Origin of the sequence: Clostridium sp. CX1, from assembly GCF_025398335.1 — a bacterium.
Lineage (GTDB): Bacteria > Bacillota > Clostridia > Clostridiales > Clostridiaceae > Clostridium_AM > Clostridium_AM tanneri.
The window spans coordinates 66059-89778 of the sequence record NZ_JAODOO010000011.1; the positions used below are offsets into that span (position 1 = coordinate 66059).

18 protein-coding genes are annotated in these 23720 nt (G+C 34.0%); 6 read left to right on the forward strand and 12 right to left on the reverse strand.

What is annotated here, in order from left to right:
- Window positions 1–22: 22 nt before the first annotated feature.
- The 10 genes from N4T77_RS13080 to N4T77_RS13125 form a co-directional block, all read right to left on the reverse strand.
- Window positions 23–1249 carry an amidohydrolase gene (locus tag N4T77_RS13080; protein ID WP_261672251.1) on the reverse strand — a complete coding sequence of 409 codons (1227 nt, stop codon included), beginning with the start codon at window positions 1247–1249 and terminating at the stop codon, window positions 23–25.
- The gene (locus tag N4T77_RS13085; protein ID WP_261672252.1) at window positions 1242–2975 is read right to left on the reverse strand and encodes a 4Fe-4S dicluster domain-containing protein; all 1734 of its coding nucleotides are present in this window, start codon (window positions 2973–2975) and stop codon (window positions 1242–1244) included. The genes N4T77_RS13080 and N4T77_RS13085 overlap by 8 nt, the downstream gene beginning before the upstream one ends.
- Before the next feature lie 132 nt (window positions 2976–3107).
- Window positions 3108–5663 carry a selenium-dependent xanthine dehydrogenase gene (xdh, locus tag N4T77_RS13090; protein ID WP_261672253.1) on the reverse strand — a complete coding sequence of 852 codons (2556 nt, stop codon included), beginning with the start codon at window positions 5661–5663 and terminating at the stop codon, window positions 3108–3110.
- A 3-nt stretch (window positions 5664–5666) separates the two neighbouring features.
- Window positions 5667–7061: a dihydropyrimidinase gene (hydA, locus tag N4T77_RS13095; RefSeq protein ID WP_261672255.1), complete on the reverse strand. Its 1395-nt coding sequence runs from the start codon at window positions 7059–7061 to the stop codon at window positions 5667–5669.
- A gap of 141 nt (window positions 7062–7202) precedes the next feature.
- Window positions 7203–8564, reverse strand: a complete 1362-nt coding sequence (locus N4T77_RS13100) for a nucleobase:cation symporter-2 family protein (protein WP_261672256.1) — start codon at window positions 8562–8564, stop codon at window positions 7203–7205.
- Between the two features lie 18 nt (window positions 8565–8582).
- Window positions 8583–9905 (reverse strand): putative aminohydrolase SsnA, encoded by a 1323-nt coding sequence (gene ssnA / locus N4T77_RS13105; protein WP_261672257.1) that lies wholly within the window; start codon window positions 9903–9905, stop codon window positions 8583–8585.
- A gap of 29 nt (window positions 9906–9934) precedes the next feature.
- Complete coding sequence (locus N4T77_RS13110; RefSeq protein ID WP_261672258.1) at window positions 9935–11521, reverse strand: amidohydrolase family protein; 1587 nt, start codon at window positions 11519–11521, stop codon at window positions 9935–9937.
- A 15-nt stretch (window positions 11522–11536) separates the two neighbouring features.
- Window positions 11537–12724: a YgeY family selenium metabolism-linked hydrolase gene (locus tag N4T77_RS13115; protein WP_261672344.1), complete on the reverse strand. Its 1188-nt coding sequence runs from the start codon at window positions 12722–12724 to the stop codon at window positions 11537–11539.
- Window positions 12725–12751: 27 nt separating this feature from the next.
- The gene (dpaL, locus tag N4T77_RS13120) at window positions 12752–13963 is read right to left on the reverse strand and encodes a diaminopropionate ammonia-lyase (RefSeq protein ID WP_261672259.1); all 1212 of its coding nucleotides are present in this window, start codon (window positions 13961–13963) and stop codon (window positions 12752–12754) included.
- A 333-nt stretch (window positions 13964–14296) separates the two neighbouring features.
- Window positions 14297–16048, reverse strand: a complete 1752-nt coding sequence (locus N4T77_RS13125) for a sigma 54-interacting transcriptional regulator (RefSeq protein ID WP_261672260.1) — start codon at window positions 16046–16048, stop codon at window positions 14297–14299.
- Between the two features lie 376 nt (window positions 16049–16424).
- Here N4T77_RS13125 and yqeC point away from each other — a divergent pair, with 376 nt between their 5' ends.
- From yqeC to N4T77_RS13155, 6 genes are all read left to right on the forward strand, one after another.
- Entirely contained in the window at window positions 16425–17177 is a 753-nt protein-coding gene (yqeC, locus tag N4T77_RS13130) for a selenium cofactor biosynthesis protein YqeC (RefSeq protein WP_261672261.1), read from the forward strand.
- Window positions 17170–17745, forward strand: coding sequence for a molybdenum cofactor cytidylyltransferase (mocA, locus tag N4T77_RS13135; RefSeq protein ID WP_261672262.1), 576 nt, complete (start codon window positions 17170–17172; stop codon window positions 17743–17745). The genes yqeC and mocA overlap by 8 nt, the downstream gene beginning before the upstream one ends.
- A 12-nt stretch (window positions 17746–17757) precedes the next feature.
- A complete protein-coding gene (yqeB, locus tag N4T77_RS13140) occupies window positions 17758–18621 on the forward strand; it encodes a selenium-dependent molybdenum cofactor biosynthesis protein YqeB (protein WP_261672263.1) in 864 nt (287 codons plus the stop codon).
- Window positions 18578–19387 (forward strand): XdhC family protein, encoded by an 810-nt coding sequence (locus tag N4T77_RS13145; RefSeq protein ID WP_261672264.1) that lies wholly within the window; start codon window positions 18578–18580, stop codon window positions 19385–19387. Before yqeB ends, N4T77_RS13145 begins: the two co-directional genes overlap by 44 nt.
- A gap of 40 nt (window positions 19388–19427) precedes the next feature.
- Window positions 19428–20447, forward strand: coding sequence for a molybdopterin-binding protein (locus N4T77_RS13150; RefSeq protein ID WP_261672265.1), 1020 nt, complete (start codon window positions 19428–19430; stop codon window positions 20445–20447).
- 108 nt (window positions 20448–20555) lie between these two features.
- The gene (locus N4T77_RS13155) at window positions 20556–20933 is read left to right on the forward strand and encodes a RidA family protein (protein ID WP_261672266.1); all 378 of its coding nucleotides are present in this window, start codon (window positions 20556–20558) and stop codon (window positions 20931–20933) included.
- A 109-nt stretch (window positions 20934–21042) separates the two neighbouring features.
- On the opposite strand, the gene N4T77_RS13160 is transcribed toward N4T77_RS13155, so the two are convergent.
- Window positions 21043–21612 carry an indolepyruvate oxidoreductase subunit beta gene (locus N4T77_RS13160; protein ID WP_261672267.1) on the reverse strand — a complete coding sequence of 190 codons (570 nt, stop codon included), beginning with the start codon at window positions 21610–21612 and terminating at the stop codon, window positions 21043–21045.
- A gap of 12 nt (window positions 21613–21624) precedes the next feature.
- The gene (locus tag N4T77_RS13165) at window positions 21625–23415 is read right to left on the reverse strand and encodes an indolepyruvate ferredoxin oxidoreductase subunit alpha (protein ID WP_261672268.1); all 1791 of its coding nucleotides are present in this window, start codon (window positions 23413–23415) and stop codon (window positions 21625–21627) included.
- Between the last annotated feature and the right edge of the window lie 305 nt (window positions 23416–23720).

Consider the following 23720-nt stretch of genomic DNA (forward strand, 5'->3'; position numbering starts at 1 on the left):
AATCAGTGTTATTTATATGGTTTTAACCCAAGTCAAAATTATTCTTAACAATCTTTCCCTTAAAAATTACAGCCTTTCTTTCAGTTCTTCTAGCTACTGCTTCCGCTGAGCAGGAAGCTTTAGTTAAAACAAAGCTGGCTTCATCTCCTATTTGTGGCCATATTCTGTTCCCTTTAGAATCTAAAGAGATTTTCCCACCTGTAATAAAACTAATTCCCCTTGATAAGGAATATTCATCTATCCAGCCAAATCGTTCACATAATCTTGTTGCTCTTTCAAGCATATCTCCCGTTCCAAAAGGAAACCAGTGATCTGTAATACTATCATTTACTGCCGCAATCTTTACACCTTTTTCGCTAAGCATAGGTATAGGTATAACAGGAACATCTATTGGAATTGAGGAGGATATACTTATCCCACTAGCTGCCATAGCTTTAGCCACAGCAGAAGCCTCTTCCTTAGAAATGTGAGCTAAACAGTAGCAGTGGCTTATGTTCACTCTTCCCTGCCACTTTGCTTCTTCTACAAGCTTTATGAGCCTCTTTATAGTAAAGATTCCTAACTCACCACCGTCATGCAGGTGAATATCTATATCTGAATTAAAATTAGTAGCTATATCCATTATAGTATTTAGAGACTTTTCTATATCTCCATCAACATTGGCAGGATCTAATCCTCCCATTATATTTACTCCCATGCTCATTGCCTCTTTTATAAGTGAAACTGTATTTCCCTTTAAAAGACCATGCTGAGGAAATGCCACTATCTCATAAGTCATCTTATCCTTAAAAGACTGAAGTGCCTTTAAGGTACCCTCTACATTTCTTAAACCACAAACCTCATCTACATTACAGTGAGTTCGAACATGAACTGTACCATTATCTGATAAAAGTTTTAACACCTTTTCAGCCCTATCTACTAATGTTGGAAGCTGTTCAACTAAAAGTATCTTTTCTTCTTCTATACGTCCAGCTACACTTTTAAAAGGTCTACAAGCCTTCCATGAATCACCGTAGTAAGTTTTATCTATATGTATATGATTTTCCTTAAAACCTGGAAGAATAAGTAGCCCTTTTCCATCGATACTATCTAACTCTTTACAATTTACTTCTCCTTTTATAATATCCTTTATTCTACCATCCTCAATAAGAATATTATAAATAGCTGTTTTAGTACCTACTACATCATTTTCATCATATATAAATCCGTCTTCAAGTAATATATTTTTTAACCAGTAACTTTTACTCATTTTTTAATTCTTCTTCACTTAAAATATTTATTTTGTCAACATAGTAAGGATAATCCCTTAAAATTGTTTCAACAGTCATTTCTAATTTACTCTTATCTTCTTTTGAATTAGCTGTATAGATATATTCTCTTCCATCTTCTCTTAATAAGAATTTATCTTCTCCAATTCTTAATAAACCAGTATTCTTTGAATCCTTATACTCTTCTAAGTTCTTATAGATAGTTATTTTCTTATAATATGGGTAGCCACCTCTTGGACAGAACATATGACAATTACCACATTCGTTGCACATATTTTCAATATGAGCTATTTGGTAATTAGCTGTTAGCCCTTCAACAACAACTCTCATATTTGCTCTATTTGGGCATACATCAACACAGATTCCACAACTCTTTAGACAATCAAAAGTTTCTAGCTTATCCTCTAAAACTTTTCCATTTCCTTTGTTTTTATAATTAGCATCCTTCTTTGCTTTGTCAGCTAAAATACTTAAAGCTTCAAGATCTAATTTCTCAGGTGCTTGTCCTGCTTTTTTCATTTCATTTAATACAACATTATTGTTTGTATATCCCTTTGGTTGTAAGAATAACGTTGATATAGTAATAGGAGCAATTCCAGCTTTAAATACATCTAATACATTATTTTTATCTATTCCGCCTGACATAGACATAGTTATATCCTTAAACTCATTAGCAATCTTTTTAGCTACATTTATTGCAATTGGATATAACGGCTTTCCAGACATGTACATAGCTTCCCCTGGCATAACACCTCTAGTGTTAACTACAGGTAGTGTGTTTGTTAATTTAACTCCGAAAGTTACATTATTTTCTTTAGCTGTTTCTAATAGCTTAGCTATTATTTCTTTAGCCATATCGAATTGTAAATCATGCTCGAAGTCTTCTCTTTTTAATGCTATATCATTATATCCTAGGTTATCTAAGATTTCTCTTACAGCATCATATCCTAGTAATGTTGAATTACATTTTAATAATGTATTTATCTTTTTATTTGATATTAAATGAGATGCTATATTTAAAATTTCACTTGCTTTGCATCCGTGCATTGTAGAAAGTGTAATTATATTGGTAATCTTTGAAGTAATCTTATCTATATCTTCTAATTTAAATCTTTTGAATTTATCTATATTTTTCTTTAATACTTCTATACACTCTTTAAATGTTTCAGTATTCTTTGCATCTTTAAGGTCATCAACAAAGTCAGAAATCTTTTTTGATTGAATTCCTTCAAGGTCATATCCTACACTTATATTAAGTATAAAGTCCTTTACATCTGATAGTCCAAGTTCAATACCAAAAACCTGCATTAATACTGAAGCTTTTATATATTCTGCTTTTGCTTCTTCAACTGTTAACTCTGTAGACCATTCTACGTTGTATCCTACATTTTTAACATCGATACATGGTCTTGCTATCATTTCCTGCATTTGTTTTCCGTCTACTATTTGAACAGTCTTAGGTTCAAAATATCTACAGCCTGTTAGATAAGCTGCTAAGAAATTTTGTGTTAACTGTGTGTGAGGACCAGCTGCAGGACCTACTGGGTATCTTAAGTATTCTCCACAAAACTCCATTTCTATACTATTGTCAATATCCTTAGAGAAGTCCTTTTCCTCTATTTCAAATATTTTTCCTTTTGTATAATAATCTTCAAGAGCTCTCTTAAGAATTGTTTCAAAAGACATTGTTTTCATTACTTCACTCATGGTTGTTCCACCTTTCCTCAAATAAACCTTGCATTGATTAGTATTGTATAAATTTTTACTAATTAAAATTTAGGTGTTATTAGAGGACTCCTAAAGCATTTAGGTGTCCTCTAGTAACCTAAACTGTGCTATCTATTTTTTCTTTCTATAAGCAGTATCCTCTAAAGGTAACTTTGTTCTAAAATTACCATCAAGTCTGAAGTATGCTCCTTGCACCGCTGGCGCTGTTGGAATTGAAACAATTTCTCCAATACCCTTAGCTCCATATGCAAGAGAGTCTTTATTTTTCTCTACAATTATTGGTTGAATTTCAGGAACATTTGTAGCTCTAAATAATCCTAAAGTACCAAACTTAGCTGTAGGAACTGCATCCTTTAAAGGATAATCTTCTGTAAGGGCATATCCAAGAGACATTGTTACTCCGCCTTCAATTTGTCCCTCAACATTTATTGGGTTAACAGCCTTTCCTACATCGTGAGCTGCTACTACCTTCTTAAGCATTCCATTTTCATCTAAAATTACAACCTGAGTTGCAAAACCATAAGCAACGTGGCTTACTGGATTTGCTTTGTCAGACCCCATTGGATCAGTAACCCCTACGTATTCACCATAGAAGTCTTCTCCACTAAGTTCTCCAAGGGATTTTTCCTTTAATGCTTCCTTAAGTTTTAAAGCAGCCTGTTTTGTAGCTTCTCCTGCAAATACTGTCTGTCTTGAAGCAGTAGTAGTTCCTGAGTTTGGAGTTATTGAAGTATCTGGAGCATCTACAACAACTAGTTCAGGTGATATTCTTAAAGTTTCACATACCATTTGAGTGGTAACAGTTCCTAGACCTTGACCTATACAAGCTGCACCGGTTCTTACATGAACCTTTCCATCTATTACAGTTAGTCTACATCTACCTACATCAGGAACTCCAACTCCTAGTCCACTGTTCTTCATAGCACAAGCAATTCCTGCATAAGTATGTTTTTCAAACTCTTCTTTTACAGCTAAAAGAGTTTCTTTAAGAGCAGTATCTGGCCCTGCAATTTGTCCATTTGGAAGAACTTGTCCTGGCTCTATTGCATTTCTAAATCTAATTTCCCATGGAGATATTCCAAGTTTTTCAGCTAAAAGGTTTAAATTACACTCAGAAGCAAAGGCGGACTGAGTAACTCCAAAACCTCTAAATGCTCCCCCTGGTGGATTATTAGTGTAGACAGTCATTCCTTCTACCTGAACATTTTGGAAATTATAAGGTCCTGCTGCGTGAGTACATGCTCTCTGAAGTACTGGACCTGCTAGTGAAGCATAGGCTCCACAGTCAGTTACGATTGTTGCTTTAAATGCAGTTATTATTCCATTTTCATCACAAGCTGTTGTAACTTCCATTTCAGCAGCATGTCTCTTAGGATGTACCATTAAACTCTCTTTTCTACTTAAAAGAACTTTAACAGGTTTTTTAGAAACATAAGCAAGAAGTGCTGCATGGTGTTGAACACTCATATCCTCTTTTCCACCAAAGCCACCACCTACATATTTGCTTATTACTCTTATCTTATCTGCTGGAAGACCTAAAAGATCTGAAATTTCATGCTGCTCATCATATATATTTTGTCCACCAGTATATAGAAGTACCCCATCGCCATCTGGCATAGCTAAAGCACACTCTGGCTCTAAGAAGGCATGCTCTGTAAAAGGAGTAGAGTACTTTTCTGTTACCACATATTTAGCTTTTGCTATAGCTTCATCTACATTTCCTCTCTTTAACAACTCTTTTCTTAATACGTTTCCGCCTTCATGTATTTTAGCTGCTCCTTCTTCTATAGCCATTGTTGGAGAAGTAAGAGGTGTTCTTTCTTCATAATCCACCTTAATTAAGTTTAACGCCTCTTTTAAAGCCTTCTTGCTTGTAGCAGCTACTAATGCAACTGAATCACCTACATATCTTGTTTCTTCTCCTACTGCAATCATAGCTGGCCAGTCCTTAACAAGGTGTCCTATAAATCTCTTTCCTGGTACATCCTTAGCAGTTACTACAGCAACAACGCCTGGATGTTTTTCTGCCTCTGATATGTCAATACTCTTTACTAAAGCTCTAGGATACTTAGTCCTTAAAGCTGAACCATAAAGCATTCCTTCTACCTGCATATCATCTACATATTCAGCAGTACCTAATACCTTTTCTTTAGCATCTACTCTGTGTAGATTTTCTCCCATAAGTCCTTTGCACTCAACCTTTGGCGGTATATAACCTTCTCTTAAAGCCTTAGCTACCATAGCTATTGCTTTCTCAATCTTTACATATCCTGTACATCTGCATATGTTTCCCTTTAAAGCATTCTTTATTTCCTGGGAAGTTGGGTTTAAGTTTTTATCTAATAAGCCTTTTGCACTTATAACCATACCCGGTATACAGAAACCACACTGTACTGCTCCTGCATCTGCAAAAGCCCAAGAATATACATCTTTTTCTCTTTCTGATATACCTTCTACAGTTAAAACTGATTTTCCCTCAACTTTAGCTGTAGTTAAAATGCAAGCTCTCATAGCCTTTCCATCTACTAGCACCATGCAAGCTCCACAAGCACCTTCGCCACAGCCATTTTTAACAGATGTAAGTCTAGTATTTTCTCTTAAGTACTCTAGTAAATTTATATCCTCTCCTGCTGTCACAATATTTCCATTTAAATTAAACTTAAACATAGCTTATTCTCCTTTTTCTAAAAGTGATTTTCTAGGAATGTATTTTCCAACTGGCTCTTCTGTAACTATTTTTGAATCTCTAACTACTTGTTTTCCTCTTAAAAATACATCTTTAATTCTTCCTTCTTGTTCAAAACCCTCATAAGGTGTATAGTCAACCCTTTGAGTTTGATTCTCTGCAGATACCGTCCATCTCTCCTTTGGGTTTAACACTACAATATCTGCGTCACATCCTACGGCAATAGTTCCTTTTTGCGGAAAAAGTCCAAATAACTTTGCTGCATTGGTAGAGGTTAAAGCCACCAAATCATTTATAGTTATCTTTCCATTAACAACTCCATTTGTATAAAGTAATGATAACCTATGCTCTACCCCTGGTGCTCCATTTGGTATTTTACTAAAATCATCAATTCCCATATCCTTTTGTCCTTTATAATTAAAGGAACAATGATCTGTAGCTATAGTGTCTATCTCACTGTTTTGTATTCCTCTCCACAAAGCATCTTTATCTATATCCTTTCTAAGAGGTGGAGACATAACATACTTTGCTCCATTAAAACTACCTTCTTCACTTTCATAACAAGAATCATCTAGTAAAAGGTATTGAGGACATGTTTCTGAGTAAACTTTTATTCCTCTTTTCTTTCCATCTATAATACTTTCCAAGCCATCTTTTGTACTTAAATGAACTATATAAACTGGCGAATCAGCCATTTCTGCTAACTGTATAACTCTAGATATTGCTTCCCTTTCAGCCGCTGCCGGTCTAGTTATAGCATGATACCTAGGATGATTATTTCCATTATTTTTTGCTTCTTTAACTAAAGTATCTATTACATCTCCATTTTCACAGTGAAATCCAATTAATGCACCTATCTCTTTGCCTTTTCTTAATGCACTAAATATTGACCCATCATCTACTTGAAGAGTATTCTTGTATGCCATATACATTTTAAAAGAAGGTACTCCTTCCTTTATCATGTCCTCCATTTCAGCGCATACCTTTTCATTCCAATCTGTTATTGCCATGTGAAAACCATAGTCACAATAAGACTTATTATCTGCTTTCTTGTGCCAATTGTTTAAACCTTCCTTTAAGCTTTCCCCCTTATTTTGAGTAGCAAAATCTAAAATAGTAGTAGTGCCCCCTATTATAGCCGCCTTAGTTCCACTACAAAAATCATCTGCTGTAACTGTTGAACCAGTGTCTAAATCAAAGTGAGTATGAGGATCAATAGCACCAGGTAAAAGATAACAGCCTTCTACTGATATTATCTCATCTCCCTCTTTCTCTAGGTCCTTTCCAATAGAAATAACCTTCTCTCCTTCTATTCTTATATCTGACTCATAGGTATCCACTGCTGTTACAATTTTACCGCCTTTTAGTACTATACCCATGCAGCACTCTCCTTTCAGATTTTCAGCTTAATTCAATATATACTTAAACGTCAGATGTTTATAAAGCATCTGACGTAAAAGTTATTTTAAGTTATATATAAAAATACTTAGCGCGTGTTTAGGACATCTTATTACACATGTTTATTTCTTCGAATTGCCTAATTCATTGAATATTATATTAAGAAATATAGCAGTTATAGTTCCTGTAGTCATTCCACTTTGGAAAATAGTATTAACCCAAGATGGAAATGCTTTATAAAAATCAGGAATTATTAAAGTTATCATCGCTATACCAATACTTATAGCAACTATTATTCCATTCTTTGTGCCATCAAATTTAACTTCACCTAGGGATTTTATTCCGCCTACCATAATCATTCCAAACATCATGAATCCAGCTCCCCCTAAAACTGGATAAGGTATTGCTGCAACTAATGCTGCTACCTTTGGCAAAAATCCTAGTGCTATAAGTATAATTCCTGCAGAAACTGCAGTATATCTACTTTTTATACCTGTCATATTTACAAGACCAATATTTTGACCTAGTGCGGTTCTTGGGAAGGTGTTAAAAACTCCCCCAATCATTGTACTAAGGTTCTCTGCTCTTAAACCTCTTACAAGGTTTTTCTCATCTAATGGTTTCCCAACTATTTCGTGAAGGGCTATTATATTCCCAGTTGCTTGGGTCATGATAACGAATATTACCAAAGTCATTGAAATAACTGCTGTTATATCAAAATGAAAACTTCCGAAACGAAATGGCATATCTAACCCTATTAAACCAGCTTGACTAACTCCACTGTAGTCAACCATCTTAAATATACTAGCTACTATAGTTCCAATAATTAAACCTAACAGTATAGATATATTGTTCCAAACCCCTTTTAAAACCTTACTTAGTATTAGTATTGTTACTAATACAAATAGTGCTAAAAAGATATTTTTAGGACTTGCATAGTCAGGGGAGGCTGGATTGTTTCCAGCAGCCCATTTTATTGCTACTGGTATAAGACAAATACCCATTATTGTTATAACAGATCCTGTTACTACCTTTGGGAAAAACCTTAGCAGCTTTCCGAAAAAAGGTGCTATTAGCAATCCAATTAACCCTGAAATAAAAGTAGCACAAAATATTGTTCCTAATGCTAATGATGGATCTCCTTTATAACTTAATCCAATAGCTACCATAGAGTTTACTGCTGCCATACTAGCTCCTTCAATAAGTGGAGCTTTTGCCCCTGCAAAACCCTTAAGCCCTACTCCTTGTATTAATGTAGCAACACCTGCCATTAAAAGGTCTGCGTTGATTAAAAATACTATCTGCTCTTTACTAAGCCCCAAAGTGTTTCCTAGAATTAGTGAAACCGCAACTCCCCCAGCACACATTACCAGAACATGTTGAAGTCCAAAAATAATTAATTGACTAATTGGAAGTTTTTCATCAACGGGTGCAATTTTATTCTGTTCTTCATTTTCTACAACTGAAATCTTTGGATTTTCCATAACCTACACCTCTATACCCTAAATTCTATTCCACAGCTTATTTGCAGCTTCTCTTGACTTAGAGAGTATCTCTGCTTCATCTACACCTATGAGTTTTCTATTCTTCATTAAAATTCTTCCGTTTGCTATTGTTGTATCTACGCTTCTACCTGTCATACCAAATAAAATATGGCTATTATAATTTGAACTGTTCATTAAAGTGTGAGGATTATAATCAACTATAATTAAATCTGCATAAGCTCCTGCTTCAATGCTTCCTACTGGCCTGCTGAAGTAGTTTGAGGCTATTTTTTTATTATTGTCAAAGAGCATTGTAGGAACTTCTGCCCAAGCTACACTTGGATTCGAAAGATTATGTTTATGTATTATGTTTGCAACTTTCATAGATTCAAACATATCACTAGTATATCCGTCTGTGCCGAGACCTACAGTTAAACCTTTTCTCATCATTTCTATTACAGGAGCACATCCTACTGCATTTCCCATGTTTGATTCTGGGTTATGAACTACATTTGTGTTAGTTTCTTTTAAAATCTCCATTTCAAGATTATTGATATGAACACAGTGAGGAGTAATGGTTTTCTCTCCTAACATATTGAAGTCCATTAGTCTTTGGACAACCCTTTTTCCATATTTGTTTAATGAATCATAAACATCTGCTATTCCTTCTGCTGTGTGTATATGATATCCACTGTTTAGCCCTTCCATTGCCGCTGCACACTTTTCCATTGTTTCATTGGAAAGTGTCATTGAAGCATGTAGTCCAAACATTCCCTTTATCATATCTTCACCATCAACATTAGCATGCTTTATAAAGTTAACGTTTTCTCTTATGCCTTCTTCCATTATATCTTGACCATCTCTATCTGAGACCTCATAACATAAGCAGCTTCTTACGCCCATTTGCTTAGAAGCCTCTGCCATGGTAAATAAGCTATCTGTAATAGCCATCGGACTGGCATGATGATCGAATATAGTAGTTGTTCCATTTTTAATACAATCAATTATTGTTACTAAAGCACTATATTTTACATCTTCAAGAGTAAGTGCTTTGTCCAGTTTCCACCAAAGATTTTCTAGTATTTCTACAAAGTTTGTTGATGGTGCTGAGGCCATTCCTCTAGCAAAAGCACTATAAAAGTGCATATGGGTGTTAACCATTCCTGGCATAATTACCTTTCCTTCTGCATCAATAAATTCTGCATCTGGATACTTTTTTCTAATGTCTGATGTATTACCAACTTCTTTTATTATGTTTCCTTCTATAGCTACACAGCCATCCTTAACATAAGGCATCTTATGGTCTTGAGTAACCAGTCTTCCATTTCCTACAAGCAGCATTTCTTTCCTCCTTGTCTAGACAGCTAAGCCTATCCTTTTCTTAATACCTTACCAGCTAATATTTTATTGTATACACCGTTATCTATAACTATATTTCCGTTTATAAGAACGTAATCTATACCTACTGGATACTGTATAGGGTCAACATAAGTTCCTTTGTCCTCAACAGTATTAGGATTAAAAATAACTATATCTGCATAGTTACCTGCCTTTAGAACTCCTCTCTCTTTAATTCCAAAGACCTCTGCAGGTTTTTTAGTCATTTTGTATATAGCTTCTTCAAAAGTTAAAGCCTTTTCTTCTCTCACATACTTACCAAGAACTCTTGGAAAGGCTCCAAATACTCTCGGATGCGGCTTTCCTGCTAAAAGACCATCGGTGCATACATTTTGTTCTGGTCTATTTAAAAACTTTATAACATGTTCTTCAAGACCATAAAAATCTACCATACCTACAGCATTTTCTTCTTCATAAAGAAGATTAAAGGTAGCGTCATATGGATTCTTACCTCTTATTTGTCCTATTTCCACTAAGTTTTTGCCTACTAAATCCTCATTTTTCTCAGTTTTTACACTGGTTACAAAAATCTGATCTAGCCCTGCAAAATCTACAAAGTTATCCCAGCCTGGTATTCCGTTTTCCATATCCTCTACCATCCTTGCTCTTAACTCAGGGTTTTTAAGCCTTTCTAAAAGCTTATCTGTGCCACCATCATGAGCCCAAGGTGGAAGAATTACACCAAGCATTGTGCTGCCAGCTACGTATGGATATTGGTCAAAGGAAACTCTAATGCCTTCTTCCTTAGCCTTCTCTAGTAATTTAATTACTTCATCTATATACTTCCAGTTCTTCTTTCCACATACCTTAAAATGTGAGAAGTGAACTTTTACTCCTGACTCTCTTCCTATTTGAATAACTTCTTCCATAGATTCTAGGATAGTATCTGCTTCACTTCTTTGATGGACTACAAATACTCCATCGTACTCAGCTACTACCTTACACATCTCTATAATCTCTTTAGTTTGTGAATAGGCACAAGGCATATATATAAGACCTGTTGAAAGACCATATGCTCCAGCTTCCATTTCTCTTCTGGTAACCTCACACATCTTTTGAATTTCTTCTTCTGTTGGCTGTCTGTTATCAAGACCTAAAACTTCCATACGGATATTTCCATGAGGTACTAAATAACTCTCATTTAAACCTATGCCTTTCTGTTCCATCATCTTAAGATAGTTATCTGTAGTTTCATAAGTCCAATCTATTTCATCACTATCTCCATCTAGCCCTGCTAGATTTTTTCTCCAAGGACTTATATATTTTTGTGGAAGCGGTGCCATAGATATACCGTCTTGACCTAAAAGTTCTGTGGTTATTCCCTGACGTATTTTTGTTTCATTAAAAGGGTTTACAAGTATTTTTAAATCCGAATGGCTATGAGTATCGATAAATCCTGGAGCAACTATCATTCCTTCAGCATCTATCACTCTGTCAAATTGCTTTTCTTCAACCTCACCTATTTTTACAACACGATCATTTTCTATAAGGAGATTGGCTTTTACAGCCTTATCTCCTGTACCATCTATAATTAATCCATTTTTGATTAAAGTCTTCATTATTAATCACCGACCTTACTTATTATAAACCGCCTTTAATATTCCATAGTATCCTTCTGCACCTTTGAAAAGCTGGTCTTGCTCTATATATTCATCTATTGTATGAGCTAAGTTTTCTTTAGAAGGTCCAAATCCTATAGTTTTTATTCCTCTCTCTCCTGCATAGTGACTTCCATTTGTGCAGAAAGAGTATTGAGTAATTTCTGGATTTAATCCTGCTTCCTTTAGTCCCTTATACGCAGCTTGAACATATTCATCCTGCTCATCATATAACCAGCCTGGGAAGAATCTTTCTCCCTCTATTGTTTCCCCAGTATAGCAAGTTTCTCTTCCAATAGCATAAGAAACCTTTGCATTTAACTCTGAGTCCTCTGCCATCATTTCTTTTAGTAAAGCTTCAACTGGTGCAAGTACACCTTCCTTTGTTTCTCCAACAAGAAGTCTTCTATCAAAAGTAGCTCTACAGTAATCTGGAACTACTGATGCTCCTGGATATGGAGATGACTTAATATCTGTAAGAACTAATATTCCTTTTCCAAGTCCATCCTGTTCTGGGGCTTCAAGCTTTTGAACTCTGTCAATAACTTTTGCCATTTTATAAACAGCATTTACTCCCTTTTCTGGATTTGCTGAGTGTGCAGGTTTTCCAAAGGTTTCAATAACGATTTCTCCACGTCCACGTTGTCCTATTTTTAAGTTAAGTTCAGAAGCTTCTCCTATTACTACATAGTCTGGGTTAACTTTTTCACTTATTTTACGAGCAGCAATTCCTTCAAATATTTCCTCATGAACTACTCCTGCAACATAAAGGTCTCCGGCGAAATCTTTATTTGTATCCTTAGCAAAATATGAAACAGCAGCTATCATAGCACTTACTGCACCTTTCATGTCTGAAGCTCCACGTCCATAAATCTTTCCATCAACTAATTCTCCACCAAACGGTGCATGTGCCCATTTTGAATCATCTGGAACTGGAACTGTATCTATATGTCCATCAAATAATATAGCTTTTCCTGGTTTGTTTCCTTTTACATGACCAATTACATTTCCGTAAGCATCCACAAAACAATCATCAAATCCCATTTCTGTAAAAGCATTTTTTATAGCCTCTACTACCTTACCTTCTTCACCAGAAACGCTTGGCTGTCTTAAAAGCTCCTGGCATAGCTTAGTTAACTCTTCTCTTCTTTCATTTGTCATCATCATCTCTACATTCCTCCTATTCTTATATTAAAAACTTGGATATTCTCCATTCCATACTATACTTCTATACTTATCAGGATCTGTGTCCCCTTCTGTACTAAATAAAAGTACTCTTGAATTTTCATTTAGGTTTAGTTTTTCTCTTAAATCCTTCATATCTTCTCTAGTCATTATTGAGTATATAAGTCCTGCAGTTACTGCTCCTGATTCTCCTGATACTACTTTTCCATCACCTTTCATTGGGTTTCCAAGTATTCTCATACCATTAGCAGCTACCCAATCTGGACAAGCAACAAAAGCTGTACTATAGTCTCTTAAAACTTCCCAACCTATAGTGTTAGCTTCTCCGCAAGCAAGTCCTGCCATTATTGTTGGCATATCTCCACCTACAGCTCTAGCTTTTCCATCTCCAGCCACTGCTGATTTATATAAACAAGCCGCTTCATCTGCTTCAACGATTACAGTAGTTGGACACTCTTTACCAAACACTGATGCAAAATAGCCTTGAACTGCTCCTGCTAAAGAACCAACTCCAGCTTGTACAAATATATGAGTAGGTCTTTCAATCTTCATTTCTCTTAACTGTTCTAGAGCTTCAGAAGCCATTGTTCCATATCCCTGCATTATCCAAGTAGGAATTTCCTCATATCCTTCCCAGGCTGTATCTTGAACTACTACTCCATTATGTTCATCAGCATATTTTGCTGCTAGTCTAACAGCATCATCGTAGTTCATATCAGTTATAGATGCCTCTGCACCTTCTGCGCGAATATTTTCCAAACGGGTAAGGGATGAACCCTTTGGCATATAAACTACTGATTTTTGCTTAAGCTTATTAGCAGTCCAAGCAACCCCTCTTCCATGATTTCCATCAGTAGCTGTTACAAAAGTTATCTCTCCAAGTTCTCCACGGATTTCATCTGAAGTTAGTTTTTCAAAACTTAGCTCTGATATATCCTTATCTAGTCTTTGTGATAAATACTTACCCATAGCAAAAGAACCACCAAGTACTTTGAAAGCGTTTAACCCAAATCTATAGGATTCGTCCTTTATATATATTCCACCTAGACCTAATTGCTTTGCTAGGTTATCTAAATTTGTTAAAGGTGTTTTTGTATATTGTGGAAAGCTTTGATGAAACTTTTTAGCTTTCTCTATTTCCTTGTCTCCTAAAAAGTCAACAGATACTTTGTTATTTGATAGCATAGTATTTTCTTGCCATTTAATTTTTTGATCCATTTTATTACCCCTCTTCTTACTGATTTTTCACAATAATCAATAATAGCAACAATCATGCCAAGCAAAATAAATATATATAATAATTGGGGAGTAAATTGAGAGCAATCATGTAAAGTACATTATTTACACTAATAAAAAATTTTTAAAATAAAAAAATAGTGCGAAAAACTCCTCCTTTTTCGCACTTACTTTTACACTATAATATTTAATAACAAACAGATTTTTTCTATTACTTTTTATCAATACGATAATTAATTACCAATTTGATAGATAAGTTGTACTTACTTGAAAAACTATTCTTAGCAAAGGAACTCCATTATCATTATGATAAAATCATCTTATCTTATCTAGCTTTCTATAAAGAGTAGCTATCCCTATTCCTAGAGCCTTTGCAGCAAGTTGTTTTCCTTTTGTATCATTACCATAAATATCCAAAGCCTTTAAAATATATTTCTTCTCTATTTCCTCTAAAGGCTTTACAGTTCTTCTATCTCCTTCAAACTCAGATGAACTTCTATACTCTAGTATACTTCTCGGAAGCATATCTTTAGTAATTACCCCATCATTACCAACTAAATTTATCGCAAATTCTATAGTGTTCTCAAGTTCCCTAACGTTACCTGGCCACCCATAATTCTTTAAAAGCTCTATAGCTTCCTTGTCTATGCAATAGGCCTCTTTATTAAAAAGCTTATTATACTTTTCCACTAAATTTGCAGCTATAATCTCTATATCTTCTCGCCTTTCCCTTAAAGAGGGTAGTTCAATAGGTATGACATTAAGCCTATAGTATAAGTCCTCCCTAAACTTATTTTCTAAAATTAACTTTTTAAGATCCTTATTAGTAGCTGCTACAAATCTTATATCTAAATCAATAAGTTGATTTGATCCTATTCTAGCTATTTTCCTTTCCTGAAGAACCCTTAGAATTTTTACCTGTAAATGTAGAGGCATATCTCCTATTTCATCAAGGAATATAACACCCTTATTAGCTAATTCAAACTTTCCTATTCTTCCATTTGTATCTGCTCCGCTAAAGGCTCCTCTTACATAACCAAACAACTCACTTTCTAAAAGGTTATCTGGTATAGCCCCACAATTTATGGCGATAAATGGTTTTCCCTTTCTATCACTTTCTGAATGAATAGCTCTTGCAATAAGTTCCTTACCAGTACCACTTTCTCCGGTAATAAGAACTGTAGACTTTGAACTTGCTACTTTTTTTATTTTTTCTTTCAACTGAAACATAGCCCTAGATTCTCCAATAATATTTTCAGTCTTAATAGGCTGCCAAATATGGGTTTTAGAATATAGTTCTGATTTTACCTTTTTTAACTCACTAAATATCAAGATTTTATCGTAGGAGGGCAGCGTAGGGAATACAGGAATCAGCTGACCAATCAAGTTTATTTTCCTTCCTTCTATGTTAATAATATAAGTCTCTTCCTGCATTATATATTCACTAGTAGGAGTTATCTCTATTTTCCTTGTTCTATAAGCTTCAGTTAATTTTAATTGTTTTATAGCACTATCATTCATGTGCACTATTTCACTATTATTGTTAATAACTAAAACCCCTTTATCTACGCTGTTAATAACTTGATTTAATAGTTTTACCATAGATTGATTTCTCCCATTCTCTAAAAACTCATAAGCCTTTGCACTTATAAACTCTGATATTTGAGCTAGAAATTGGAGGTAAAACTCTAGGTTTTCTATTAACCTAACTTTTTGTTCATCACTTGAACAAATTAACCCTATAACCCCTATTATTTCTCCACTTAGCTTTATAGGAGTACAGGTCTCCATTTTTTCCCTACAACATCCCCTTTCATCACAGCTTGTACACAATGAGTTTTTACCAGGTTCCTCTATTACTTGAGGTTGTCCAGTACTTAATACATGTCTATAAACAAAACCATTCCTAGATATATTTTCATTAAGCTTATCCTTATATATTCCTGTACCTGCAATTCTAATAAGACTATTATCTACAATTTCAACATCTACTTTTATTACACTAGCAATTACATTAGCGTATTTAATAACAGAATCTTGTATTTGTTTTAATAATGATACTTTCATATAGTTTTCCTCTTCTCCTTATTCTCTTTAGTTAATTCAGTCTATAAACCTTAATCTGATTATTCTATGATTTATCAAAATAATAATTTTAAACAGATTATTTCTCTATTCAATTGTTTCTTATTTAGTATATTATCAAAATGATACGAAATTATCAATATGATAAGAATATTAATGATTTTATTCTTAAATTAAAATTATTAACATGCCTTTAGCTTAAACCTTGATATATATTTTTTTCTAAAACACAGACTTTTTCTTATTCTTCAAGCTTTATGAGTAGCATTTATTATAAATTAAGGTTATTTGGAATGCTTTTTGCTTATACCTTTATATAGTAAGATAAAACATTCTTATCACTAAAGGCAGGTAATTTATGAAATTAAATAAATTATTAGATTTAAATAAAGGTGATATAGTTTCTATAGTAGGTGCTGGTGGAAAGACTACTCTTATGTTTTCTTTAGCCGAAGAGTTAAGATACTCTCATAAAGTCTTGGTTACTACAACTACAAAGATTTATATACCTAATAAAAAACTTTATGATTTTACTCATATGTCTAAAAACGAAAATAAGTTGTATATAAACAGTAAATCTAAAGGAACTTACTTATTGGGAAGTAGTGTAAATGAGGAAAATAAGATAATTGGAGTTAACTTTTCATATTTAGATAATATTTATCAGTATTTTGACTACATACTAATAGAAGCTGATGGCTCTAAGAAAAAACCTATAAAAGCTTGGAGAAAAGATGAGCCTGTAGTTTACGCTAAAACAAATAAAACTATTGGAGTTTTAGATATAACTGTAGTAGGAAAATTAGCAAAAGAAGTTAACGTTCATAGATTAGATAAATTCATAATGCTAACTAATGCTGATGTAAATAAACCTATAACCATAAATCACTTATTCAATCTAATATGTCATCCAGAAGGTTTATTTAAAAATTCCTTTGGTGAGAAAATACTTTTTATTAATAAGGTTGAAAATTCTGAGGAAATATTATTAGCGAACAACCTACTAGAAATGATACGTACCCAAACTAATTTTAGTTTAAGCAGAATTATTTCAGGAAGTTTATTGAATAAAAATTACAAAAAGTATCCTAGGAGGATATGCAGTGATTAGCGCAATTATATTAGCTTCTGGTTTCTCAAATAGAATGGGAGAAAATAAACTTCTTCTTCCCTATAGAGATAAACCTATAATTGAACATGTGATTGATGTAGTACTAAGCTGTAATTTTAATGATATCGTTTTAATATGTAAAGATAGCTATGTTTTAAATTTAGGCAAAAGAAAAGGCATAAAAACTATTATCAATAAAAGTTCGGAAAAAGGACAAAGTGAAGCAGTAAAGTTAGGAATAAAAGACAGCATTACTTCCAGTGGATACATGTTTTTTACTGGTGACCAACCTCTAATTCAAGCAGAACTTATAAAATTGCTCTTAGTAAAGTTTGAAGAAAACAAAGATTTAATTATAATACCAAAATACAATTATAGAAGAGGCAGCCCTGTTATTTTTCCAAATAAATATAAAGAAGAGTTATTAAAATTAGAAGGTGATATTGGCGGGCGAGCTGTCATCAACAATCATAAAAACGAAATAGCTTTTGTTGATATTACGGACAAATACTTTTTCTTTGATGTAGATACTCCTGAAGATTACGAAACTCTCCTTACTATAATCTAGAGGTGATATTATATGCTTAATGATATTGTAATCATAAGAGGTGGAGGTGACATCGCCTCAGGTACTATACAAAAGCTCCATAGAAGTGGTTTTAAGGTATTAGTTCTTGAAGTTCCATCACCTACCTCCATAAGAAGATCTGTATGTTACAGCGAATGTATATACGAAGGTGAATTTACTGTTGAAAACACTTCATCTGTCTTTGCTAAAGATATAAAAGATATAGAAAATGCTTGGAATGAAAATAAGATACCAGTGGTAATTGATCCACAAGGTACTTATATAGATACTATAAAGCCTAGTGTTGTAGTAGATGCAATACTAGCTAAAAAAAACTTAGGCACCAAAATAGACATGTCCCATATTACCATAGCTCTTGGACCTGGTTTTGAAGCAGGTAAAGATGCCCATATAGTTATAGAGACTATGCGTGGACATAATCTTGGAAGACTTATCTTTGAAAGACAAGCCATTGCCAATACAGGAGTACCTGGAGAAATAAAGGGGTTTTCTAAGGAAAGAGTTATATATAGCCCTAGTAGCGGACTTATAAAAAATGCTAAAGAAATTGGTGATATAGTTGAAGCTGGTGAACCTATTGCTTATGTGAATGGTATCGAGGTACGTGCAACCATGAATGGATTACTTAGAGGCATTATAAGAGACCACAGCAAAGTATCTATAGGTCTTAAAATAGCTGATATAGATCCAAGAATATCTGAACTGCAAAATTGTTACACAATCTCGGATAAAGCCCGAGCTATTGCCGGTGGAGTTTTAGAAGCAATATTATATTTACAAGCAGAGAAAAATTATGAGAGGTGCATAGATTATGGAAGAGGAAATATTAATACAAATCTACGAAAGCCTTCGTAAAGGGAAAAAAGTAGCTTTAGCTACTATAACTCAAGCAGTAGGTTCCACTCCTGGAAAAACAGGCTCTATTATGGCTATCTGGGAAGATTGCAGAATTCTTGGTTCTGTAGGTGGTGGAAAAATTGAAAGCGTAGTTATAGCCAGAGCTCTGGAATGTATGAAAAAAAATGAGGATACTTACTTTGACTACAAATTAAATGAACAGGGAGAATTAGGTATGCAGTGCGGCGGTGATGCCAAAGGTTTTATAAAAGTTTTCAAACCCAAACCAAGACTAATAATAGTTGGTGGTGGACATACTGGCAAACACTTGTTTAAGCTAGCTAAAACAATGGGGTTTTATATTGCAATCTTTGATGACAGAGAGGAATTTGCAAATAAAGAGAGATTTGAAGATGCAGATGAAATTATTGCCGGAGACTTAGCCTCTAACTTATCTAATTACAATATAACAGAAGATACCTATATTGTTCTTGTTTCCAAAGGTCATAAAACTGATATTGATTCTCTTAGAGCAGTAATTGGAAGAGGTGCTGCATATATAGGAATGATGGGCAGTGCTAGAAAAACTATACTAGTTGCAGAAAAACTATCTGCTGAAGGTATAGCTAAAGAGGAATTAAGAAAGATATATACCCCTATTGGATTAAATATTTCTGGAGAATCACCAGAAGAAATAGCTTTCGGTATATTAGCAGAAATAATGCTAATTAAAAATAAAGGTTCTTTAAATCACAGAAAAGATTTAAAAAACCTTAAACTATAGATAGTGTATAAAATTGCTAATTGATACAGGAGATGAAAATATGAAAAAGATAAGCACTTGGGACGCTGTAGGTTTCGTGCTATGCCACGATATTACACAAATTGTGCCTGGTGGAAAAAAAGGTGTAGCTTTTAAAAAAGGTCATGTTATAAAAGAGGATGATATTCAACTCTTACTATCCCTTGGTAAAGATCATATTTATGTATGGGAAGCTGAGGAAGGAATGCTGCATGAAAATGATGCTGCTGAGCGATTAAAAAACTTAACTGCCGGTAAGGGCTTGAGCTTTAGTGATGTTAAAGAGGGAAAAATAGAATTTATAGCTTCAGAAAATGGATTGCTAAAAGTAAATGTTCAGCAATTATTCCAATTAAATTCCTTAGGTGAAACTATATTATCTACACTTCATAATAACCTACCTGTTAAGAAGGGGCAAAAGGTTGCAGTTACAAGAGTAGTCCCTTTATTAATAGAGGAAGAAAAGATAAAAATTGCAGAAAAAACTATTAAAGAAAAGATAGTTAAGGTTATTCCTTTCACTCCTAAAAAAATAGGAATAGTTACAACTGGAAATGAAATTTACCATGGAAGAATAAAGGATGCCTTTGGACCAACTATATCGAAAAAGGCAGAAGAATATAACTGTGAAATATTAGGCCAAACTATATTACCTGATAACCTAGATAAAATTACAGCTGCCATCAATAATTGGATAGATAAAGGTGCTGAAATAGTTATCTGTACAGGTGGCATGTCTGTAGACCCAGATGATGTTACTCCTACAGCTATAAGAAACTCAGGAGCAGAAATCATAAGTTATGGAACTCCGATTCTACCTGGTTCTATGTTTCTGTTAGCTTACAACGGAGATATTCCTGTGTTAGGCTTGCCTGGTGGAGCTATTCACTCTAAAAGAACTGCTTTTGACTTAGTATTCCCAAGAATACTGGCAGGTGAAAAGCTAAATCACAGCGACTTAGCTGCTTATGGTCACGGAGGATTATGTATGGGATGTGAAGAATGCACATTTCCAAATTGCACCTTCGGTAAAGGTGTATAGTTATACTAACACTTATACTTAGCTTAATATATTTACAAGATTACTAAAACATTCTTGTAAATTAAATATATAAAACAAATTATCAAAATTACAGGAGGTTTTTACATTATGGAAAAACAAATAATAAGCACAACGAAAGCACCTGCTGCAGTAGGACCTTATTCTCAAGCTATTAAGGTGGGAAATCTTTTATTTACATCCGGTCAAATTCCACTTGATCCTACAACTGGTGAATTAGTTTCAGAAAACATAACAAAAGCTACAGAAAGATCTTTAGAAAATGTTAAAGCAATACTAGAGGAAGCTGGTACAAGCTTTGAAAAAGTTATAAAAACAACTGTATTTGTAAAAAACATGGCTGACTTTGCTGCTGTTAACGAAGTTTATGCTAAGTACTTTCAAAAACAATTACCATCAAGATCCTGCGTAGAAGTTAAACTTCCAAAGGATGCTTTAGTTGAAATAGAAGTAATCGCTTTAGTTTAATTACAAAAAACCAATTTTTCAGTGCTAATAGAAAGTATTAAAATTTATACTTTTCTATATAAGAAAGCATCTCAAAGTAATTATTTACTTTAAGATGCCTTTTTAAACTTTACTTTCTTGCTGCATCAAATGCAGTTATATTTACTTCTATAGTACTCTTAGGTACATTCTCCTTAATTACCTGAACCCAACTTTCTTCTTTGAAAGGCAGATATTTTGATAGAACTCCTAAGAGTGCTATATTAGCTGTTTTTATATTTCCAGACTTTCTGGCTAACTCCTTTGCATCTACAGGTATGACTTCAAAGCTTTTATTCTTTAATACCTCTTCTATGTCTTCTGGATACTCTTCTTTCTCAATTAACACTCTGTTAGGATAGGTAGTTTCATTGTTCATTATAATTTTTGCATTTTCTTTCATTTCTTTAACCCACCTAAGACCTTCTAGCCTCTCCATTGCAACCATTATGTCACCTTGACCTTTAGGCATTGATGCAGAATAAACCTTCTTTCCGAATCTAACACTTCCCCATACCATTCCACCTCTTTGAGAAAGACCTATAACATCACTAGTCTTAACATCATATCCTTCTCTAAATGCGGTTTCAGCCAATATTTTTGTAGCAACTACTAATCCCTGTCCGCCAACACCGGTAATTAGAATATTAGTTATATCCATACTACTACCTCCTTAATTATTCTCATCTGAACTTCTTTTAATTGCTCCTACAGGACAGACCTGAGAACAAACAGAACAACCTACACACATATCTGGATTAATATAGGAGTTCTTTTTATCCTTTCCTGGGTAAAGCTTCATAGATATAGGAGGGCAGTTTGTTCTAATACAACTTCTACAACTAATACAGATGTTTTCATCTACATAAAAATGCGGCTGCTTTATCTTAAAATTCAAAGCACAAGGCCTTGTGGTGACTATTATTGATAAGCCTTCTCTTTTCATTGCAGCATGTATTGCTTCCTTAGTTTCTTTATATTTGAACTGATCTACTACTGTTATGTCTTTTATACCAAAGGTCTTTAAGACCTCAGGAATACTAACACTATAAATATCTCTTTCTTTAAAATAGTCTCCAGTTGTAAGTGTTTCCTGACCACCAGTCATAGCAGTAGTCCTGTTATCCATAACTATTACTGTTATATTTTCCTTTGTCTTTGCTAATTGAAGAATTCCCGTCATTCCAGAGTGGAAGAAGGTTCCGTCTCCAATCGTAGCAACAATAGGCTTTATTTTTCCGGCCTTGCTCTGAGCCGCAGCAACACCTAGTGCATTTCCCAAAGAAGCACCCATGCTTATATTGGTTTTATGAACTTCAAAAGGTTCTAGTATTCCTAAAGAGTAACAGCCTATATCTCCCATTACGGTAGCTTTTGCCATCTTTAATATATGAAATATAGGTCTATGAGGACATCCGGAACATAACATAGGTGTCCGTGGTGGGATATTTCCCTCCTCTTGTGGTAGAATATCTTTTCCACTATTAGATAATACACCAGCCTTTTCAAGACCTTCTCTTATGCTATCTACTGTCAATTCTCCTGTAAAGGAGAAATACTCTTTTCCTTCTGCTTTTACTCCATTACTTTTTAAGGTTTCTTCCATAAACGGCATAAGTTCTTCTATAACGATAACTCTCTTGTAGTTCTTACTTAATTCCTTAATCTTATCTATAGGCATTGGCCATACCATGGCAAGCTTTAGTACAGAAACCTTTGGCTCTATTTCCTTTAAGCATTCATATGGCATACCACTAGTAATAATAAGCACTTGAGAATTTTCTGCTTCTTCCAGCTTATTTAAAGTTGTAGAATCGTTAAATGCTTGAAGTTTTTCCATTCTCTCTTTCATAAAGTATTGCTGCTTATTAGCAAAAGGAGGCAGCATGCAATATCTTGACTGATCTTCAACAAAACCTTCTATTTCTCTTTCCTGTCTTTCATTTAACTCTACAATACCTCTACAATGACAAAGCCTGCTAGTAAGCTTTATTAAAACAGGAGTATTAAAGTCCTCACTTATTTTTAAACCCTCTTTAACATATTCCTTAACTTCTTGAGGATTTGAAGGTTCTATCACAGGTATATTGGCATACTTACCCCAGAATCTACTATCCTGTTCATTTTGTGAACTTGTAAGCCCTGGGTCATCTCCTACCACTAATAAAAATCCACCCTTTGTTTTTACCTCTGTAAATGTCATAAAAGGATCAGATGCTATGTTTATGCCTACATGTTTCATAGAGACCATACTTCTTGCTCCTGCAAAACTTCCACCCATAGCAATTTCAAAAGCAACTTTTTCATTTACAGCCCATTCACTGAAAATCTCCTTATAATTACCTAAGGATTCTAAAATTTGAACCGTTGGTGATCCGGGATAACTTGATGCTATGGTTCCTCCGGCTTCCCAAAAGCCTCTACTTACAGCTTCATTTCCGGTCAAAACAGCTTTTTCATTCAAAATAACACCCCCATGTAATCTACCTTTATATGATATTTTTAATATTATCAAAAAATTACTATTCTAAAGCAAATAACTTTATATAACATTCGGTAGTTTTAAAGTTAAATAAGCTTTAGCATTACTTATCATAAAGATAAAACTATAATTCTTTTTTATTAAAATTAATACAGCTTTAAATAACTAAGTTTATCACTTATCATTGCAATAAAATAAACATTGATCTGTATATTAAAGCTAGTTTGTTATTCCAATCAGCGTATTATTGTTAAATTATTAACCTACTAAAAGTAGATATGTAGTTA

Bases quoted from the DNA above. Each gene is read 5' to 3' on its own strand.
- yqeB (WP_261672263.1), top strand. From the start codon at position 17,758: ATGCTTAATGATATTGTAATCATAAGAGGTGGAGGTGACATCGCCTCA.
- xdh (WP_261672253.1), bottom strand. From the start codon at position 5,663: ATGTTTAAGTTTAATTTAAATGGAAATATTGTGACAGCAGGAGAGGAT.
- N4T77_RS13145 (WP_261672264.1), top strand. From the start codon at position 18,578: ATGGAAGAGGAAATATTAATACAAATCTACGAAAGCCTTCGTAAAGGG.
- N4T77_RS13155 (WP_261672266.1), top strand. From the start codon at position 20,556: ATGGAAAAACAAATAATAAGCACAACGAAAGCACCTGCTGCAGTAGGA.
- N4T77_RS13085 (WP_261672252.1), bottom strand. From the start codon at position 2,975: ATGAGTGAAGTAATGAAAACAATGTCTTTTGAAACAATTCTTAAGAGA.
- hydA (WP_261672255.1), bottom strand. From the start codon at position 7,061: ATGGGTATAGTACTAAAAGGCGGTAAAATTGTAACAGCAGTGGATACC.
- ssnA (WP_261672257.1), bottom strand. From the start codon at position 9,905: ATGCTGCTTGTAGGAAATGGAAGACTGGTTACTCAAGACCATAAGATG.
- yqeC (WP_261672261.1), top strand. From the start codon at position 16,425: ATGAAATTAAATAAATTATTAGATTTAAATAAAGGTGATATAGTTTCT.
- N4T77_RS13110 (WP_261672258.1), bottom strand. From the start codon at position 11,521: ATGAAGACTTTAATCAAAAATGGATTAATTATAGATGGTACAGGAGAT.
- N4T77_RS13160 (WP_261672267.1), bottom strand. From the start codon at position 21,612: ATGGATATAACTAATATTCTAATTACCGGTGTTGGCGGACAGGGATTA.
- N4T77_RS13150 (WP_261672265.1), top strand. From the start codon at position 19,428: ATGAAAAAGATAAGCACTTGGGACGCTGTAGGTTTCGTGCTATGCCAC.
- N4T77_RS13080 (WP_261672251.1), bottom strand. From the start codon at position 1,249: ATGAGTAAAAGTTACTGGTTAAAAAATATATTACTTGAAGACGGATTT.
- dpaL (WP_261672259.1), bottom strand. From the start codon at position 13,963: ATGGATCAAAAAATTAAATGGCAAGAAAATACTATGCTATCAAATAAC.
- N4T77_RS13125 (WP_261672260.1), bottom strand. From the start codon at position 16,048: ATGAAAGTATCATTATTAAAACAAATACAAGATTCTGTTATTAAATAC.
- N4T77_RS13100 (WP_261672256.1), bottom strand. From the start codon at position 8,564: ATGGAAAATCCAAAGATTTCAGTTGTAGAAAATGAAGAACAGAATAAA.
- N4T77_RS13115 (WP_261672344.1), bottom strand. From the start codon at position 12,724: ATGATGACAAATGAAAGAAGAGAAGAGTTAACTAAGCTATGCCAGGAG.